18 protein-coding genes and 1 other RNA gene are annotated in these 18,172 nt (G+C 30.0%); 8 read left to right on the top strand and 11 right to left on the bottom strand.

Annotation, left to right across the window (positions count from 1 at the left end; translation table 11 throughout):
- Positions 1-66 precede the first annotated feature (66 nt).
- From fabG to ffs, 3 genes are all read left to right on the top strand, one after another.
- Positions 67-792 carry a 3-oxoacyl-[acyl-carrier-protein] reductase gene (gene fabG / locus L988_RS01035; protein ID WP_047380652.1) on the top strand — a complete coding sequence of 242 codons (726 nt, stop codon included), beginning with the start codon at positions 67-69 and terminating at the stop codon, positions 790-792.
- Positions 793-863: 71 nt separating this feature from the next.
- Positions 864-2,180 carry a hypothetical protein gene (locus L988_RS01040; protein WP_047380654.1) on the top strand — a complete coding sequence of 439 codons (1,317 nt, stop codon included), beginning with the start codon at positions 864-866 and terminating at the stop codon, positions 2,178-2,180.
- Positions 2,181-2,238: 58 nt separating this feature from the next.
- Positions 2,239-2,338: signal recognition particle sRNA small type (gene ffs / locus L988_RS13370), an RNA gene on the top strand.
- A 74-nt stretch (positions 2,339-2,412) separates the two neighbouring features.
- On the opposite strand, the gene efp is transcribed toward ffs, so the two are convergent.
- Genes efp through L988_RS01055 form a run of 3 tightly spaced genes read right to left on the bottom strand, consistent with a single transcriptional unit; the run spans position 2,413 to position 5,113 of the window.
- On the bottom strand, positions 2,413-2,976 hold the full coding sequence (gene efp / locus L988_RS01045; protein WP_047380656.1) for an elongation factor P: 564 nt from the start codon (positions 2,974-2,976) through the stop codon (positions 2,413-2,415).
- Between the two features lie 11 nt (positions 2,977-2,987).
- Complete coding sequence (earP, locus tag L988_RS01050) at positions 2,988-4,154, bottom strand: elongation factor P maturation arginine rhamnosyltransferase EarP (RefSeq protein WP_047380658.1); 1,167 nt, start codon at positions 4,152-4,154, stop codon at positions 2,988-2,990.
- On the bottom strand, positions 4,154-5,113 hold the full coding sequence (locus L988_RS01055; protein WP_047380660.1) for an NADH:flavin oxidoreductase: 960 nt from the start codon (positions 5,111-5,113) through the stop codon (positions 4,154-4,156). Before L988_RS01055 ends, earP begins: the two co-directional genes overlap by 1 nt.
- A 162-nt stretch (positions 5,114-5,275) precedes the next feature.
- Here L988_RS01055 and L988_RS01060 point away from each other — a divergent pair, with 162 nt between their 5' ends.
- Genes L988_RS01060 through L988_RS01070 form a run of 3 tightly spaced genes read left to right on the top strand, consistent with a single transcriptional unit; the run spans position 5,276 to position 8,022 of the window.
- The gene (locus L988_RS01060) at positions 5,276-6,898 is read left to right on the top strand and encodes an ABC-F family ATP-binding cassette domain-containing protein (RefSeq protein ID WP_047380662.1); all 1,623 of its coding nucleotides are present in this window, start codon (positions 5,276-5,278) and stop codon (positions 6,896-6,898) included.
- Positions 6,899-6,958: 60 nt separating this feature from the next.
- A complete protein-coding gene (locus L988_RS01065; protein WP_047380664.1) occupies positions 6,959-7,489 on the top strand; it encodes a chromate transporter in 531 nt (176 codons plus the stop codon).
- Complete coding sequence (locus tag L988_RS01070) at positions 7,486-8,022, top strand: chromate transporter (protein ID WP_047380666.1); 537 nt, start codon at positions 7,486-7,488, stop codon at positions 8,020-8,022. Before L988_RS01065 ends, L988_RS01070 begins: the two co-directional genes overlap by 4 nt.
- Positions 8,023-8,068: 46 nt before the next feature.
- On the opposite strand, the gene L988_RS01075 is transcribed toward L988_RS01070, so the two are convergent.
- The 8 genes from L988_RS01075 to L988_RS01110 form a co-directional block, all read right to left on the bottom strand.
- The gene (locus L988_RS01075; protein WP_047380668.1) at positions 8,069-9,373 is read right to left on the bottom strand and encodes an ATP-dependent endonuclease; all 1,305 of its coding nucleotides are present in this window, start codon (positions 9,371-9,373) and stop codon (positions 8,069-8,071) included.
- Complete coding sequence (locus L988_RS01080) at positions 9,315-9,578, bottom strand: hypothetical protein (RefSeq protein ID WP_047380670.1); 264 nt, start codon at positions 9,576-9,578, stop codon at positions 9,315-9,317. Before L988_RS01080 ends, L988_RS01075 begins: the two co-directional genes overlap by 59 nt.
- Positions 9,579-9,610: 32 nt before the next feature.
- Positions 9,611-10,294 carry a hypothetical protein gene (locus L988_RS01085; protein WP_047380673.1) on the bottom strand — a complete coding sequence of 228 codons (684 nt, stop codon included), beginning with the start codon at positions 10,292-10,294 and terminating at the stop codon, positions 9,611-9,613.
- A 108-nt stretch (positions 10,295-10,402) separates the two neighbouring features.
- On the bottom strand, positions 10,403-11,911 hold the full coding sequence (gene gltX, locus L988_RS01090; RefSeq protein ID WP_047380674.1) for a glutamate--tRNA ligase: 1,509 nt from the start codon (positions 11,909-11,911) through the stop codon (positions 10,403-10,405).
- A gap of 73 nt (positions 11,912-11,984) precedes the next feature.
- Positions 11,985-13,089, bottom strand: a protein-coding gene (gene prfB, locus L988_RS01095) for a peptide chain release factor 2 (RefSeq protein ID WP_197053369.1) whose coding sequence is annotated in 2 segments (ribosomal slippage) — positions 11,985-13,016 and positions 13,018-13,089 — 1,104 coding nt in all. Because the reading frame shifts where the segments join, the coding sequence is not laid out codon by codon here.
- A gap of 18 nt (positions 13,090-13,107) precedes the next feature.
- Positions 13,108-13,527: an NAD(P)H-dependent oxidoreductase subunit E gene (locus L988_RS01100; RefSeq protein ID WP_047380677.1), complete on the bottom strand. Its 420-nt coding sequence runs from the start codon at positions 13,525-13,527 to the stop codon at positions 13,108-13,110.
- Complete coding sequence (gene acpS, locus L988_RS01105) at positions 13,527-13,892, bottom strand: holo-ACP synthase (protein WP_047380679.1); 366 nt, start codon at positions 13,890-13,892, stop codon at positions 13,527-13,529. The genes L988_RS01100 and acpS overlap by 1 nt, the downstream gene beginning before the upstream one ends.
- A gap of 6 nt (positions 13,893-13,898) precedes the next feature.
- Complete coding sequence (locus L988_RS01110) at positions 13,899-14,657, bottom strand: TatD family hydrolase (RefSeq protein ID WP_047380681.1); 759 nt, start codon at positions 14,655-14,657, stop codon at positions 13,899-13,901.
- Positions 14,658-14,849: 192 nt separating this feature from the next.
- Between L988_RS01110 and L988_RS01115 the strand changes: the two genes are divergently transcribed.
- Together L988_RS01115 and L988_RS01120 are read left to right on the top strand one after the other, a co-directional pair.
- Positions 14,850-16,457, top strand: coding sequence for a putative manganese-dependent inorganic diphosphatase (locus L988_RS01115; RefSeq protein ID WP_047380683.1), 1,608 nt, complete (start codon positions 14,850-14,852; stop codon positions 16,455-16,457).
- A 6-nt stretch (positions 16,458-16,463) separates the two neighbouring features.
- Entirely contained in the window at positions 16,464-18,170 is a 1,707-nt protein-coding gene (locus L988_RS01120; RefSeq protein WP_047380685.1) for a YgiQ family radical SAM protein, read from the top strand.
- Positions 18,171-18,172 lie beyond the last annotated feature (2 nt).

Below are 18,172 nucleotides of genomic sequence, written 5' to 3' on the forward strand. Positions count from 1 at the left end.
AATCATTGACATTTTTTTTAAATAATTATACTATTAAATGACACATGTATTTTATAGGAGGATCTTATGAATAGAATAGAAGGAAAAATTGCTTTAGTAACTGGTGGAGCTAGAGGAATTGGAAGAACTATAGTTGAAAAATTAGCTTCTGAAGGTGCTGAATTAGTTATCTCTTGTGATATGGGAGAAGCAACTTTCGAGCAAGCAAACGTTAGACACGAAATTTTAAATGTAACTGATAGAGATGCTATTAAAGAATTAGTAAAAAAAATAAAAGAGGAATTTGGAAGAGTTGATATCCTAGTTAACAATGCTGGAATAACTAAGGATGCTCCTTTTGTTAGAATGAGCGAAGATGCTTGGGATGCTGTTATCAGTGTTAACTTAAAAGGTGTTTTCAATGTTACTCAAGCTATTGCACCTTTAATGACTAAAAATAAAAAAGGTTCAATCATAACTATATCATCTGTAGTTGGATTATACGGAAACATTGGACAAGCAAACTACTCAGCAACTAAAGGTGGAGTTATTGCTATGACTAAAACTTGGTCTAAAGAATTAGCTAGAAAAGGTGCTCAAATCAGAGCTAACTGTGTTGCACCTGGATTCATTGCTACTCCTATGACTGATGTACTACCTGAAGATGTAATCAATGGAATGCTTGAGAGAACTGCTTTAGGGAAATTAGGAATGCCTGAAGATATCGCTAATGCTGTATTATTCCTTGCAAGTGACGAATCAGCTTATATCACTGGACAAACTATTGAAGTTAGTGGTGGATTAGCACTTTAATTTTTAAAATAATTAATCAGATTTTAAAGGCAAGAATTCTATTTCTTGCCTTTATTTTTTTGGAGGATTTTATGAAAAATAAAACAAAAATATTTTTTTTAGCAATCATAGCTTCAGTTATCTTAGGCTCGATTGGAAAAAATATCTACTTTAAAAGGATTTTAGAAAAAGAACTTTCTAAATCACTAAAACAAAATGTTACTATAAAAAAAGCTAATTTAAATATTCTTAGCAACTCATTTAAATTAGAGAATACCATTTTTGAAAAAGATAAAATACAGATAACTCATCTTTACACAGAGATGAGCTTCAAGGAATTTTTGAAAGATAAAAAAAATTTTACAATAGAATCAATCGATATTAAAGATATTATTTTCATTAACCAATCTGAAGTTTCTTCATCTACGAATTCAAAAGATGAAACTATCACAACTAAATTTCCTGAACACAATATTTCTGCTAAATCAGAGATTAAAAATGAAAAAACATCTCAATTTTTAAACGAGATTGATAAACAAATTAAAAATGATGGCGGACTTTCAAATATTTTTAATTCAGCTTTAAATAAAGAAAATTTTTCTAAAAATATGTCAAATAATTTAACTAATTTTCTTATAAAAAATGCAGATTTTATCGATATTATTCTTCAAACTGAAATAAATTCACATCTGAAAAATAGAATAAACTCTTTTTCTAAAAATTCTAAAGAATTTATTTATAAAATAAAAATAAAAAATAATGAAAATAATATCCTAATTAAAAATATATCGTTTTCAGGCTCTAATAACAATATAAAGTTTTTGGGAAACTTTAAAAATTTCAACACTGATTTTTCTAAAAACACTTTGCTTCCGATCAATATAACTCTTTCAGAGATTAATGGTAATGGTGAAGGGAAAATCTATGGAGATTTAAATAGTAATACCCTTTCTGGAAACATTTATATGAAGTTAAATAATTTTAAAGCTACCTCATTTAATAATATTAACACTTATTTATCTGATGGAAATATAAACAGTGAGCAGATAATCAATATAAATGGAGAAATTATTAAAATCGATGGTACAACAGAAATCAGTCATATACAAATAAATAAAAGTACTATTCAAAATTCAAATAGTTTAGATAACTTCAAGAAAAATATTTTAAATGAATTTATCCGATTAACTGAAACAAAAGAGTATAATTTGAAAGTTTACAATAACTTTTCAACTAATACAAATTTTATAAACATAAAAACTACATTACCTGAGGAAATCAGAAGAACCTTAATTAACAATCGAGTTACATTCAATGATTTTTTAGAAAATCAATTAAAAAATCAATATAAAAATAGTTTTGAAGAAAAGAAAAATAAGGTGAAAAATTTCTTTAAAAATATTTTTTAATATTTTCACTTGTATTTTTTATTTTTTAATGGTATAATTACAAATGTCACAAGTGTGGTGACAGGAGCCTTATGGCGTATTAGTATCGAACCGTGTCAGATCTGGAAGGAAGCAGCACTAAGGTATTTAATGCGGGTATAAGATTACTCCTGTTATCCCTTGTGACTCTTTTTATTTTTTGTAAAAATAATGAAATAAAAAAAACTGAGGCTAGCCTCAGTTTTTTAATTTACTATCTTTTGATTCTTTCAACGTATTCGTTTGATCTTGTATCAATTTTAATCCACTCATCTTGCTCAACGAATAAAGGAACTTGAATTTCGAATCCTGTGTTTATTTTAGCAGGTTTCATTACTTTTCCTGAAGTATCTCCTCTTAATCCTGGCTCAGTATAAGTTACTTGTCTTTCAACGAAAGTAGGTAACTCTACTGCAACTGGAGTTGACTCATAGTAAACTACTTCTAATTCCATTGCTTCTTCTAAGTAATTTAAAGCGTCTCCTAAATCCTCATCTTTTAATTCGATTTGATCCCAAGTTTCTGGGTTAGAGAATACATAGAAATCTCCATCGTTGTATGAGTAAACAGCTTTAACTTTATCAAGTCTGATATCGTCCATTTTATCGTCAGCTTTGTATATAGCGTCAGATATGTTTCCGTTTAATAAGTTTTTCATCTTGTACTTCATCACAGCAGCGTTTCTTCCTGATTTGTTGTACTCTGCTTTTAGAATTACGTAAGGATCGTTTCCAATCTTTACTGTACTTCCAGCTCTTAGTTCTTGAGCAGTTTTCATAATTGAACCTCCTAATATTTTAAAATAAATCTATTTAATTTATCTATAAGATTACACTTTAGTTCGATATACTCTGAATAAGCTTTAGTCAGTTGAGAAATCTGTTCAAACTCTTTAAAGAATTCCTCATAATTCTCTCTACCTAGCTCTAAAGAGTTACTATCTCTTAAATTATAATCTCTTAATAGCTTTGTCTGTATATTTAAAGGAATTTCTAAATTAAATTCCTCTAAAACTTCTTTATATCTTTCTATAAAACCATCTATTTTATCCATATGCGCCATCTCTTCTTGTAAATAGATATGCCACATAAATGGCTTTCCTGTAAGAAGTGCTCTTACAAAAGAATCTTCTCCTCTTACAAAATTATAATCAACAACGTTTATTAACTCTTCATACTCTTCCTGCTCTAAAAAAGGCATAAATTTAATTTTTAAATTTCCCATTTCATAACTGTCTTTTGATACTTCAACAAAATCTAATTTTTCTAAAATTATTTTTATACTATCTTGAGATTTTTGTCCTAATACCAGTAGACAATTATTTTTACCATTTTTTAATAAGACATTTAAAAGAGGTAAAAAGTTTTTTTCATAACTAAATATAGTTCCTATAAAATAATCTCTATCACTTAAATCTGGTAAGTATTTTTCTATATAGATACTCTTATTATTTTGTACCTCTAACTTTCTATTTAAAAATAACTTATCCACTATAACTCCACCTGTATTCTCTTTAAAGCCAGGCATAAAGAAATATTTTCTCAACTTTTTTGCTCCAATAGGCGACTCCATCAAATGAACTTCCTCTATCCAGCTTTCTCCAGATAAATATTCTAGATTTATAAGTAAAGATGATTCATCTTTAGCTTTATTCAAATATCCCTCTAAAATATTACATCCAAAGGCCTCTATTATAACATTTGCAGGAGAAAATGTACATATATTTTTAGCTAAATATTCATTAGTTATATACTCTATTCCATCTATCTTTTGATAACCAACATTTTTAGCTCTTTTGTTTAAAGGTAAAAACTCATCCAATCGATTTAAAAAAACTCTAATCTCTATGTTTTCATTATATATACTTTTGAACTCTTTCGCAACTCTATAAACAACACCTATATCACCAAAGTTATCAATTATCTCACAGAAAATATCTAAACTTTTTATCTCCATTAGTCCACCATTTTTCCTGTTCTTTTAAAATACTCTTTTTTAGCAAATTGAACCCAATTTGGTCTTGCAATCATTCCTCTACCTATTGCTACTAAATCTAACATTCCACTTTCAATCAAAGTACTTGCTTGTTCTTCAGTTTTTATATTTCTTACACCTATAACTGGTACATTTACATGCTTTTTTATTTCTACTCCTAAATAAACTACCCAGTCAAATTCAAAATCTTCCGGTATATCAACTTTAACGAGTTGTTTCTTTTCTGGATCTGGAACTCCCGAAGAAACATGGATAACATCCACTCCAATTTTTTCCAAATATTTAGCTATCTCTATTCCATCTTCTAATGTAGGTTCATTTCCACCCATTCTATAACCCAATATAAAATCTTCATCAAAAAGCTCTCTTGTTCTTTCTATTAACTCTTTTGTGAAAAACATTCTTTTTTCAAAACTTCCACCATATTTATCATTTCTAACGTTCCAAAGTCTTGAATTAAGTTGAGATAAAAGATATGTATGTGCACCATGTATCTCTATTCCATCAAACCCGGCTTTTTTAGCTCTTTTAAAGGCTTCTACAAACTGTTCTAAAATTTTATCTAAAGTTTCTTCAGATACAGTTGCAACTTCCTCTTTAAATCCCGCATGATGAATCTGAATCAACATTGGAACATCGTATTGCTTCCCGATATCTGCAACTTTTGATAATCCTTCTATAAAATCATCACTCCAAATCCCTATTTGGTTATCTCTTAACTTTCCATCTTCTGCAACACAACTAGCTTCAACTATAATTAATCCTGTTCCACCCTCTGCAACATCTTTATACCAATCTAATAAACCCTCTGTTACATATCCATCTTTTTCTACCATAGAAAATCTAACTAATGGTGGTAAAACTACTCTATTTTTAAGTTTTTTATTTCTTATATTCAAAGGAGTAAATAAATTCACTATTCTTCCTCTCTTTCTTCTTTTATTGTATAGAATATTTTAACATAATTTAAAAAAAAAGAAAATATATTATGTTTGTTATTATTAAAATTCATGGTATAATAATTAAGATACGTGTTTAAAAATAAAATTTATATTATAAATATTTAGGAGGAATTTTTTAAAATGATAGCAACTAGCAATCTAAGTATGAGATTCTCTGGTAGAAAACTTTTCGAGGATGTAAGTGTTAAATTTACTCCTGGAAACTGTTATGGACTTATTGGTGCAAACGGTGCCGGAAAATCAACATTTGTTAAAATACTTTCAGGAGATTTAGATCCTACTGAAGGAGATGTAATCTTTGATAAAAACAAAAGAATGGCTGTTCTTAAGCAAGATCACTTTGCTCACGAAGAAGATACAGTTATAAACGTTGTTTTAATGGGACATACTAAACTTTGGAAAATTATTGAAGAGAGAAACGAGATATACGCTAAAAGTGAGTTCTCTGATGAAGATGGTATGAGAGCTGCTGAATTAGAAGGTGAATTCGCTGAATTAAATGGTTGGGAAGCTGAAACTGAAGCTGAAATGCTTTTAACTGGTCTTGGAATTACTGCTGATTTACATTATAAATACATGAGAGAACTTAGCGAGCCTGATAAAGTAAAAGTTTTATTAGCTCAAGCTTTATTCGGAAACCCTGATGTTCTATTATTAGACGAGCCTACAAACGGTCTTGACATTCAAGCTATTGCTTGGTTAGAAGAGTTCTTAATGAATCTAGAAGATACTACTGTTATTGTTATATCGCATGATAGACATTTCTTAAATAAAGTTTGTACTCACATAGCTGATATCGATTATGGTAAAGTTAAAATGTACGTTGGAAACTATGATTTCTGGTACGAATCAAACCAATTAATGCAAACATTAATTAACAACAAAAATAAAAAATTAGAACAAAAGAGACAAGAACTTCAAGAATTCATTGCTAGATTCAGTGCCAACGCATCTAAATCTAAGCAAGCTACTTCTAGAAAGAAGCAATTAGATAAATTACAACTTGAAGATATGCAAATCTCTAATAGAAAATATCCATTCGTTGAATTTAAACCTGAAAGAGAGGCTGGAAACAACCTTCTTAAAGTTGAAAATCTTACTAAGATTATCGATGGAGTTAAGATTTTAGATAACGTATCATTCACAATCAATACAAATGATAAAGTTGTATTCATATCTCAAAACGATATTGTTAAAACAACTCTATTCTCTATCTTAGCTGGAGAGATGGAAGCTGATAGCGGTACTTATACTTGGGGTGTTACAACTACTCAAGCTTACATGCCAAAAGATAACTCTGTATTCTTCGAAAACTGTGACCTTGACTTAATCGACTGGTTAAGACAATATTCACCTGATCAACACGATGCATTCGTAAGAGGATTCTTAGGAAGAATGTTATTCTCTGGAGAAGAAGCTACAAAAAGAGCTAAGGTTCTTTCTGGAGGAGAAAAAGTAAGATGTATGTTATCAAGAATGATGTTAACTAATGCTAACGTTCTAATCTTCGATAACCCTACAGACCATTTAGACCTTGAGTCTATTACATCTCTAAACAAAGCTTTAACTAACTTTAAAGGAACAATTCTATTTGGAGCTCATGACCACGAGTTCATCCAAACAGTTGCAAACAGAATAATAGAAATCACTCCAAGTGGACTTATTGATAAGTTAACTGAGTACGACGACTATATTTCTGATGATGAATTACAAGCAAAAATTAAAGAGATGTACAACGTATAATAAAACTTTATAAAAGCAGAGGACTACCTCTGCTTTTATTTCAATTTAAGGAGGATTTTTATGCTAGAACTTTTTCTTACTTTCTTTAAAATAGGAATGTTTACTTTCGGTGGTGGATACGCTATGATACCTCTTATTGAAAGAGAGATGATATATGGTAAAAAATGGATTGATAAAGATGAATTACTTGAAATTATTACAATTTCACAAATGACACCAGGGCCTATTGCTATAAATGCTGCCACTTTTATAGGAAAAAAAAGAGCTGGGATTTTAGGTTCTGTTGCTGCTACTTTGGGTGTAATAGCTCCATCGCTTTTGGTTATAACTATAATCTCTGCATTCTTCTCTAAAAGTTTTTTAAATCCTACAATGCAGAAGATTTTTATTGGACTTAGAGCTGGGATTGCTGCACTTATTTTATCTTCGGTTATCAAACTATCAAAAAACACTTTAATTGATTACTTTAGTTATATTGTTTTTATAGTTTCATTAATAGGGCTAGTTTTCTTTAATATCTCACCTATTACTTTAATTCTATTTTTTGGTGTTGGATGTATTATATTCTTTACAATTAGAGGTGAAAAATGATTTATTTAATACTTTTTATCGAATTTTTTAAAATAGGAATGTTCTCTTTTGGTGGTGGATTAGCTATGCTTCCACTTATGCAAGAAGTAGTATTTAAGTATAGCTGGTTAACTGAAAGCGAATTTTTAGATGTCATCGCTATATCACAGGTTACACCTGGTCCTATAGCAATCAACACAGCCACTTTCGTTGGCCATAAAGTTGGGGGAACTCTTGGTGCTCTGGTTGCAACTGCCGGGTCTGCTTTACCTTCTTTTATTGTTATTATTATTATCGCAAGCATCTTTTCTAAAATTAAAAACAACCCTAAAAAAGAGTTCTTTTTTAAAGGTGTTAAACCAGTAACTTTAGCCTTAATAACATTTGCTGGAATTATAATAGCTAAACCTACATTTTTTGTAAATGATTATTCTCAAAGTCTAAAAGCAATCTTAATTTTTATTATAGTTTTTGTAGGAACAAAGTATTTAAATAAGATAAATCCTATTATAATTCTTTTAACTACAGCTCTGGCTGGAGCATTTATTTTCTAATTTATCTATAAATTAAAATAGAGATAGAAATTTAAATTTTCTATCTCTATTTATATATGCGTCTTATTTTATTTTCTAATTTTTTAGACATTATAAAATCAAGTTCACTTATTTTTTGTAATGTATAATATGGTTTATTCTTATAATTTTTCCGTTCTCTCTCCTCTTGGCAAATCTCCTCTTCTATATCATTTTCGAACTCTATATAATCTCCAATAAACCTATTTACAATTCCTCTTATTTTCTTATTTTTCAGATTTGAACTATCTAGTTCTGTTTCATTTCTCCATCTATGATTATCTTTATCATAAACGGCTACATACGGTATTTTATAGCCATTCAAAACCTTTATAAACTGCGGAATGATACTTTTACTTCCACACTCTATAATAGAATAACTATAATTATATACCCCTATTTTTTTAGCCAAATAAGAAAGCGCTATCTTATCTGTTTGTCCTTCTACTAATATAACCTTTTTAGCAAAAAACATCTCTCCTCTATCTGGATTTATCCAATAGTTCATATTGAAATTCTTAATTTCATCTCCATTTAAAAGTTTCCCCGTATATTGAAAAACTTTAATCTCTCCTCTAATCTTCTTTATTAAGCAAATCGACTTATACTGTTTTAATCCCACAAAATAACTTGAGTGAGTTTCTAAAATTATCTGAACCCCTATTTTAGAAAGTTTTATTAATAACGAATACATCTCTCTGCTCTCTTGAGGATTCAAATGAAGTTCAGGTTCTTCAAATATTAAAAACAAGTCAGAAAGTTTTGACTTTATCTTTGTTTCGTATTCATCAATACTATACAAAATATTTTTTAGAAAACTAAATAAAATCTTTCTTTGTAAACTCTGGGATAATTTATTCTCCCCTAAATATTCTAATTTACTATTTAAATCTTTTATTATTTGACTATCCATAGTATCCATAAATATATCTCTTATTCTTAAAAGTCCTTCATATACTCCGTTATCTTTTGAACTGATAACTGCTCCTCTAAGAGATATATACTCTGCTCTTATTATTTCTAAATCAACTTTTGTTTCTATTCCGTGATCTACTATGTAATATTCTATCTCTTCGTTCTCTCTTTTCAATAATTTTAAAGTTAAAAAACCTCTATTAGTTTTATAACATTTAATTCTTATTTCAATCGGTCTAGTTCTATCTTTAAAGTCCTCTTTCTTTATCTCATACTGTCCGAAGAAAGCTGATAATGCCTTTAGAATACTTGTTTTTCCTCTATTAGATTCACCTATCAGTATCAATAATTTCTCTATCTCAATATTCACATACTCTATACTCTGCCAATTGGCTATCATAATCTTTTTCATATCCATTCTTAGAATCGTCCTCCTCATCTAAAATTTTAGAATACTCTTTCAATCCTCTCAATTCAAATAATTTTTTTAATATTCTCTTAGCCTCTTTTCTATTCATTGGATAACCATTTTTTTCTAGAATATGAAAGCCTTCATATGCTTTTTCCGAAACTTCTTTTAAATATCTCTCTTCTATAATTTCCTTGACGTCTTCAGAATACAATAACTTTGCCTCATACAAATTTACTTTTTCAGCTAGTTTATCTTCATCAATATCAAAAAATCATCCAAAGCTTGTAAAGACATTCCAATTTCATATATTGCCTTTGCACACTCTTCTAACTTTTTATTCTTTTCAATTTCTAGAGGTACCTCTAGGCTTATCTTTAGAAGCTCCCCCCCAATTCCATTATGAATTCTAGATAGAACATACTCTTCGTCTGGATATGTTTCATACTGCTTTCTATCTCTTAAACTTTCGCTTTCTGCAATCAAATATATCTTGTTAAGAATTTTTTGACTTAAAGAACTCTTAAAATCTATTTCTAAGCATGTTTTACTCAAAAAATTTTGACAAAACAACATCACTAAACTATTTGAAACCACATTATTTTTTAATCTATCTATAAAAATTATCCCTTTATTCTCATCATCTATTATATTATCTGTCGAAGTTACTATCTGTCTTAAATATAAAATAATTTTTCCATATTTAACTACATTTTTTTTAGATATTTTACAATCAATCATAATAGATAACATCAACAGTGTAAAAAAGTTTTTTTTAAACGATTCCATAAAATTTAAATTTTTAAACTCTACCTCAATCTCTTTTTGAAATTCTAAACTTTTCAGATCTTTTTGAATTTCTTTTTGAATTTCTTTCAAAATATTAAATGATTCTAAAAATAATTTTCCCATTAAAATATGTGTCTTCATAGTCCTCCTCTGATGCTAAACGTTCTTCTTAATAAACTACTCATAATTTCTTTTTTTCTTTTTTTTCTAAAAAAAAAGTGGAGCTTGAAACTCCACTAAAAAATTAAATTAAATATTGTATAATTTTTTCATTCTCTCTATTCTTGCTAAAGTTCTGTCTCTTCCAATAATAGAAACTAAGTTATATAAGTCTGCACCTTTTGGTAGTCCAGTCAATACTGCTCTTAAAGGCATGTAAACTTTTCCTGGTCCCTCTCCAATTGTATCTAGAGTTTCTTTTAATAACTCTTTTGCTCTATCAATTGATATCTCTTCAGATTCAGCTGCAATCTTCTCTTCAAATAAATTAATTGATTTCTTTCCAGCTTCATCTTGAATAACTGTATAAAGTCTTTCGATTCCTTTTACTTCTTTTTTATCTGTTTCTTCAGTTACAACTGGTAATGTGTACTCATCTTTGAAGTATACTTCTGATTGAGCTACAATCTCTTTTATTGTTTGAGCTCCTTCTCTTAATATATCAACAATTCTTGAAAGTGTTTCAAACTCTTTCTCTGTTAACTCTTCTCCGATTAATCCAGCATTTCTAAAGAATGGAACAGCTAACTCAGTTAACTCTTTTAAGTCTTTCATTCTCATATGTTGGTTGTTTACCCACCCTAATTTAACTAAGTCAAATACAGGACCTCCTAAAGATACCTTATCGATATCAAAGTTCTCATTGAACTCTTGTAATGTAAATATCTCTTTGTTTTCTCCAAATGAGTATCCCATTAATCCTAAGAAGTTTACGATACCCTCTTTTAAGTATCCTTCCTCTTTGTACCAGTTTAATGAAACTGGATTCTTTCTCTTAGATATTTTTGTTCTATCTGAGTTTCTAAGTAAAGGCATGTGTATGAACTCAGGTTCTTGCCATCCAAATGCTTTATAAAGTTGGATATGCTTAGGTGTAGATGCAATCCACTCTTCAGCTCTTATTACGTGAGTGATATTCATTAAGTAATCATCAACAACGTTTGCTAAGTGGTAAGTTGGGAATCCATCTCCTTTTAATAAAACTTGATCATCGATTTTGTTATTTTCAAAAACGATATCTCCTCTTAATCTATCCTTTATGATTGTTTCTCCTTCATAAGGCATTTTAAGTCTGATTACAAACTCCTCTTTAGCTGCTAATTTAGCATCTATTTCCTCTTTTGAAAGAGATCTACAGTGTCCATCATATCCTGGAGCTTTTCCCATAGCCTTTTGTCTTTCTCTTAATTTTTCTAGTCTCTCTTGAGTACAGAAGCAGTGGTAAGCTTCTCCCTTCTCAACTAATTTATGTGCATACTCTCCATATAAGTGGAATCTTTCAGATTGTCTGTATGGTCCAGTTGGTCCACCAACATCAGGACCTTCAGCGTAATCTAATCCTAACCACTTTAGAGCATCAAATATCATTTGCTCTGACCCTTCTGTATATCTGTTTTGGTCAGTATCCTCTATTCTTAGTATAAAGTCTCCACCATTTTTATAAGCAAAAGCTAAGTTGAATAACGCAATGTAAGCTGTTCCTACATGTGGATCTCCTGTTGGAGAAGGTGCGATTCTCGTTCTTACTCTTCTTTCCATCATAATCTCTCCCTTTTTTGTAATTTGTACCCTATATTATAATCCATATATTCAATAATTTCAAGATAGCTTGCTAGTTTTTATTTTTTGACCATCTTAAATACCCATTTATGAAGTCATCTATATCTCCATCCATAACGGCTCTAATATTTCCTGACTCCACAGCTGTTCTATGATCTTTAACCATTGTATAAGGCTGGAATACATATGATCTTATTTGATTTCCCCAACCAATATCACTTTGCTCTCCTTGAATTTTTTTCAACTCTTCCTCTTTCTTTTTCATCTCGATCTCTAGAAGTTTAGATTTTAAAAGTTTCATAGCCGTTTCTCTATTACTTAGTTGTGATCTCTCTCTTTGACAAGTTACAACAACCCCAGTAGGTATATGAGTAATTCTTACTGCTGAATCTGTCATATTTACGTGCTGTCCACCAGCTCCCGATGCTCTATATGTGTCAACTCTTAAATCACCTGGATCTATTGTTATCTCAACCGTTTCATCAACTTCAGGCATTATATCTACTGAAGCAAAAGATGTATGTCTTTTCTTATTCGCATCAAAAGGTGATATTCTAACAAGTCTATGTACTCCTTTTTCACCTTTTAAATACCCGTAAGCTCTTGTTCCTTCAACTAAAAGAGTTATCGATTTAATCCCTACAGAATCTCCCGCCATATAATCCATTTCAGTTACTTTGTATCCTCTGTTATTAAACCATCTCATATACATTCTATATAGCATATCTGCCCAGTCACAAGCTTCTGTTCCTCCTGCTCCCGAATGAATTGTTACTATAGCGTTGTTTCCATCATATTCTCCATCTAATAACATCTTTGTATCAAAATTTTCTATCGTTTGCATAAGCTTAGAGTGTTTCTCTTCTAACTCTTCTACAAAATCTTCCTCTCCTGAATCTACAAAATCTATTAAAATCTCTTCATCAAAAAACATATTTTCTATAGTTTCAAACTCTTTAACTATATCTTTTTCCTCGTTCATCTCTTTTATAATTTTTCCACTAGTTAATTTATCATTCCAAAATCCATCTTCTAAAGTTTTTTTCTCTAAAGATGAGATTTTCTCTTTTCTAGTATCTAAGTCAAAGAGACCCCCTTATAGCATCAATCTGATTTTTAAACTGATTGTATTCTCTTTTTAATTCTAAAATATCCATTAAAATTCCTCCTAAAACTTATTTTAAGTTTAATAATATCTTTTCTAACTCATCTAAACTTTTATATGAATAATATTCTTCATTTACTTTCAAAGCATTTCCCTTTGAACATCTTCCCAAGCAATGTCTTTCATCTATTACAAAATTAATCTTACTTTTAATCTCTGATATTTTCTCTTTTAATCCCGGCTGATTACAATTTCTTCCTGTACATATCTGTACATAAAATTTCGTTCTAGCTTTTTGTAGTTTTGGATAAAACCTTATCGTACTATCTAAAGAAAATGAAAATACATCTATTTTCTTAGCTACATAATCAATCACTTCATCAGGAATATATCCAAGTTCATCAACAACAAAAGAAAGTATTTTATAGTCATCTTTTTTATTATCTAAACTTTCTATAAAGTTATCTAACTCTTTATAAAAATCTTTCATTATTCCTCCCTCTCCATTATTATTGCAACAGCAGTTGCATAATCTTTACAATGTGAAATAGATATTTCTACATTTACATTTTTTTCTTTCAAATTTCCATAAAGTTTTACTTCAGGCTTTCCCAGTGAATTATTCAATATCTCAATATCTACAAGATTAAAACCTCTAACTCCTGTTCCCAAAGCTTTTGCGATAGCCTCTTTAGCTGAAAATCTTCCCGCATAGCTTTCACTTTTTCCACCTTTTGCTTCAATCTGCTCTATCTCTTTCTCTGTAAAAACACGTTCTTTAAAACCCTTTTTACTTATTGCACTCTCTATTCTAGATATTTCTACGATATCGTTTCCTATTCTTACAAACTTCATAGCCACCTATCCTATTTTATAAAGTTTTTTAGCGTTCTCTGTTGTCGTTTTTGTAACCTCTTCTACTGAAATCTCTTTTATTTCAGCAATTTTTTGAGCGACATGCTCTACATAAATAGGTTCATTTCTTTTTCCTCTAAAAGGTTCAGGAGTTAAGTATGGACAATCCGTCTCTATAACTATTCTATCTAGTGGTATATCTCTTACAACTTCAACGGTTTTCTTTGCATTTTTAAAAGTTAAAGTTCCACCTATTCCTAAGTAAAATCTATCTACTAAAACCTTTGCAGTTTCTAAAGACCCAGGATAACAATGAATAACCCCCTCTATCTCTGGATACTCTTTTAAAATATTAACTGTATCTTCCATCGCGTCTCTTGTATGAATAACAACAGGTTTACCTACTCTTTTTGCTAACTCTAACTGCTTCCTAAATCTATCTTGCTGAACCTCTTTTGGTTCTGTCATCCAATGATAATCCAATCCAATCTCACCTATAGCAACAACTTTAGAATCTTTTGCTATTACCTCTAGCTCTTTTTCTAGCTCGTCATTATACTCTGCTATATCAATTGGATGGACACCTACAACTGCATATATAAAATCATACTCTTTTGCTAATTCTAAACTTCTTTTTGAACTTTTTAAATCATATCCTATATTTACACAAAATTCTAATTTATCTTTTATTCTTTCTATAACTTCTAATCTATCTAAATCGAATTTTTCATTATCTAAATGGCAATGTGTATCAACTAATTTCATCTCTTCACCTCGTATATTTTAACTAAAACTCTTCCTATATTTTATCATAAATACGACATATTTTCCATATTCTCCTAATTTCATTTTTTATTTGTGTTTTTTTATGAGAAAAGTAAAGATTTTGTTGTTCTATTTTCAAAAAAATGATAAAATAATAAATAGACTTATTTAAGAAAAAGGAGAGTATTTTACATGGAACCAACTTTAATTTTTGGACACAGAAATCCAGATACAGATTCAATCTGTTCGGCTATATCACTAGCTAGATTAAAAGAATTAAAAGGAGAATCTGCTCAAGCTTGTAGATTAGGAAACATCAGTAAGGAAACTGAATTTGTTTTAAAAAGTTTTAATATAGATGCACCAAAATTACTTTCAACAGTAAGTGCTCAGATTTCAGACCTTACTCGTGTTGAAAAGAAAACTATCAATCACAAAGATTCTTTAAGAAGAGCTTTAGAAATAATGACTGAGGAAAACTTCTCTAGTTTACCTGTTGTAAATAGCAAAAATCACTTAAGAGGAATGATTCATGTTTCTGATATAGCTAATGCTTACTTAAACATCGATTACTCAGATCTTTTTGCTGCTTATCATACAACTTACGAAAACTTACAAGAAGTTTTAGAAGGAGAAGTTATCAGTGGAAAATATCCTTCTGGGAAAATCGAAGCTAATTTAAAAGGAGTTAGTGAATACAGAAATATCGCTGCTGGTGATATCGTTATTACTACAACTCTTTTAGATTCTATCGACGATTTAATCGATTTAGGAGTAAAGATGATTATTCTTTGCTGTGATAAAGATGATGTTATCCTTCCAAGAGATTCAAAAACTCCAATTTTAAGAGTAAACAAATCTCTATTTAAAGCGATTCCTCTAATATCTCAATCAGTATCAATTTTATCAATCTTAAACAACGAAAAGTTCTACTCTTTCTCTGTTGACGATTACTTAGCTGATATTAAAGATATTATGAAAGAATCATCACAAACTAACTTCCCTGTTATCGATAAAAACGGTGAAGTTTACGGAACAATTAGAACTAAAAATTTAATCAACTTCACTAGAAAAAATGTTATTTTAGTTGACCACAATGAGGATACTCAATCTGTTGCTGGTTTAAGAGATGCAAAAATAGTTCAAGTGGTTGATCACCATAAATTTGGAAACTTCGAAACTAATGAACCTGTAAAAATAAATGCAGAAACTGTTGGATGTACTTGTACAATTATTCTTGATCTGTATAAAGAAGCTGGAATAGTTCCTCCAAAAGAGATTGCTGGTTTAATGATGAGTGCTATTTTATCTGATACGCTTATGTTTAAATCACCTACTTGTACAGATAAAGATATCGCTGCTGTTAAAGAGTTAGCTACTATCTCTGGAATCGAAAACTTCGAAGCTTACGGTATGGATATGTTAATAGCTGGAACTTCTCTTTCTGACAAAACTCCAGAAGAGATTTTAACTATGGACCAAAAAGAATTCACTATGAATGGTATCAAATTAGCTATCTCTCAAGTTAATACTGTTGATGTTAAAGGTGTTCTTGATCAACAAGAAGCTTTAGAGAAAGCTATGGCTCATACTAATTCTAAACATCACTACCAACTATCTGTATTAGTTATAACTGATATCGTTAAAGCAGGATCAATGTTACTAGTTGTTGGAGAGCCTACTATCGTTGAAAGAGGATTCCACACTACTTTAGTTAACAATACTGCATGGGTTGATGGTGTTGTTTCTAGAAAGAAACAAGTGGTTCCTTTCTTAATGGCTGCTTCTCAAGGAGTGTGATTTTAAATGTTTCTACCTACTACAATGGAAGAGGTTAAAAAATTAGGATGGGATTCTTTAGATATTATTTTAATATCTGGAGATACATATCTAGATACCTCGTATAACGGTACTGCTATTATTGGTAAGTGGTTAGTTAAAAACGGTTTTAAGGTAGGAGTTATTGCACAACCAGATATCAATTCTGATAAAGATATAACTAGGTTAGGAACGCCCAATTTATATTGGGCAGTTTCTGCTGGTTGTGTTGACTCTATGGTTGCTAACTATACTGCCACTAAAAAAAGAAGAAAAAGTGACGACTTTACCCCTGGTGGAGAAAACAACAGAAGACCTGATAGGGCTACGATTCAATATACAAATCTAATTCGTCGTTTCTTTAAAAATAGCTCTGTTCCAATTGTACTAGGAGGAATAGAGGCTAGTCTTAGAAGAGTTGTACATTTCGATTATTGGAGTAACTCACTGAGACGTCCTATTATTTTTGATGCTAAAGCTGATATCCTTTCTTATGGAATGGGTGAAAAATCTATGCTAGCTCTAGCTAAAGCCATTCAGAATAAAGAGGATTGGAAAAATATAAGAGGGCTTGGATATATATCTAAAGAACCTAAAGAGGGTTATTTAGCCCTTCCAACTTATGAAGAGTGTTTAGAGAAAAAGGAAAACTTTGTAAAAGCTTTTGAACTTTTCTACCACAACTGTGATCCCATCACAGCCAAAGGAATCTATCAAAAAAATGCTGATAGATATTACATTCAAAACCCACCTTGTGAAAACTTCACCTCTGAAGAGATGGATGCTATCTACGGTTTAGAATTTGAGAGAGATGTTCATCCATATTACAAAAAAGATGGACATGTAAAAGCCTTAGATACAATTAGAAATTCTGTTACTACTCATAGAGGATGCTATGGAGAGTGTAACTTCTGTGCTATTGCTGTTCACCAAGGAAGAACTGTTATATCTAGAAGTGAAGACTCTATAGTTAAAGAGGTTAAAGAGTTAGCTAGTAAAAAAGGATTTAAAGGTCATATATCTGATGTTGGAGGACCGACAGCTAATATGTACGCTTTAGAATGTAATAAAAAATTAAAGCATGGTGCTTGTGCTCATAAAAGATGTCTTTATCCACAAACTTGTCCTGCTTTAAAATTAGATCATTCAAAACAGATAGATCTTTTAAGAAAATTAAAATCTATCGATAAAATAAAAAAAATATTTATTGCATCTGGAATTAGATATGATATGATTTTAGATGACAATAGATGTGGTGATAAATATCTAGAAGAAATTATTAAAGACCATATTTCAGGACAGATGAAAATTGCTCCTGAACACACAGAGGATAAAATTCTTTCTCTAATGGGTAAACAAGGAAAAAGCATATTAAAAGAGTTTAAAAATCGTTTCTACGAGCTAAATAAAAAGCATGATAAAAAACAATTCTTAACTTACTATTTAATAGCTGCTCATCCAGGGTGTAACGAAAAAGATATGTTAGATTTAAAAAGATTCGCATCCTCTGAACTTAAAATAAGTCCAGAGCAGGTACAAATTTTTACTCCTACTCCATCAACTTATTCTACACTTATGTATTATACTGAGATGAATCCATTCAATGATAAAAAAATATTTGTTGAAAAGGATAATGGTAAAAAACAAAAACAAAAAGATATTATCACTCAAACAAATAAAACTAGGAGGTATTAAAA

It is taken from the genome of Cetobacterium sp. ZWU0022 (genome assembly GCF_000800875.1).
In the GTDB taxonomy this organism is placed as follows: Bacteria; Fusobacteriota; Fusobacteriia; order Fusobacteriales; family Fusobacteriaceae; genus Cetobacterium_A.

Bases quoted from the DNA above. Each gene is read 5' to 3' on its own strand.
- fabG (WP_047380652.1), top strand. From the start codon at position 67: ATGAATAGAATAGAAGGAAAAATTGCTTTAGTAACTGGTGGAGCTAGA.
- L988_RS01040 (WP_047380654.1), top strand. From the start codon at position 864: ATGAAAAATAAAACAAAAATATTTTTTTTAGCAATCATAGCTTCAGTT.
- gltX (WP_047380674.1), bottom strand. From the start codon at position 11,911: ATGGAAAGAAGAGTAAGAACGAGAATCGCACCTTCTCCAACAGGAGAT.
- earP (WP_047380658.1), bottom strand. From the start codon at position 4,154: ATGGAGATAAAAAGTTTAGATATTTTCTGTGAGATAATTGATAACTTT.
- L988_RS01065 (WP_047380664.1), top strand. From the start codon at position 6,959: ATGCTAGAACTTTTTCTTACTTTCTTTAAAATAGGAATGTTTACTTTC.
- L988_RS01075 (WP_047380668.1), bottom strand. From the start codon at position 9,373: ATGGATATGAAAAAGATTATGATAGCCAATTGGCAGAGTATAGAGTAT.
- L988_RS01110 (WP_047380681.1), bottom strand. From the start codon at position 14,657: ATGAAATTAGTTGATACACATTGCCATTTAGATAATGAAAAATTCGAT.
- acpS (WP_047380679.1), bottom strand. From the start codon at position 13,892: ATGAAGTTTGTAAGAATAGGAAACGATATCGTAGAAATATCTAGAATA.
- L988_RS01060 (WP_047380662.1), top strand. From the start codon at position 5,276: ATGATAGCAACTAGCAATCTAAGTATGAGATTCTCTGGTAGAAAACTT.
- L988_RS01070 (WP_047380666.1), top strand. From the start codon at position 7,486: ATGATTTATTTAATACTTTTTATCGAATTTTTTAAAATAGGAATGTTC.
- L988_RS01120 (WP_047380685.1), top strand. From the start codon at position 16,464: ATGTTTCTACCTACTACAATGGAAGAGGTTAAAAAATTAGGATGGGAT.
- efp (WP_047380656.1), bottom strand. From the start codon at position 2,976: ATGAAAACTGCTCAAGAACTAAGAGCTGGAAGTACAGTAAAGATTGGA.
- L988_RS01115 (WP_047380683.1), top strand. From the start codon at position 14,850: ATGGAACCAACTTTAATTTTTGGACACAGAAATCCAGATACAGATTCA.
- L988_RS01100 (WP_047380677.1), bottom strand. From the start codon at position 13,527: ATGAAAGATTTTTATAAAGAGTTAGATAACTTTATAGAAAGTTTAGAT.
- L988_RS01085 (WP_047380673.1), bottom strand. From the start codon at position 10,294: ATGAAGACACATATTTTAATGGGAAAATTATTTTTAGAATCATTTAAT.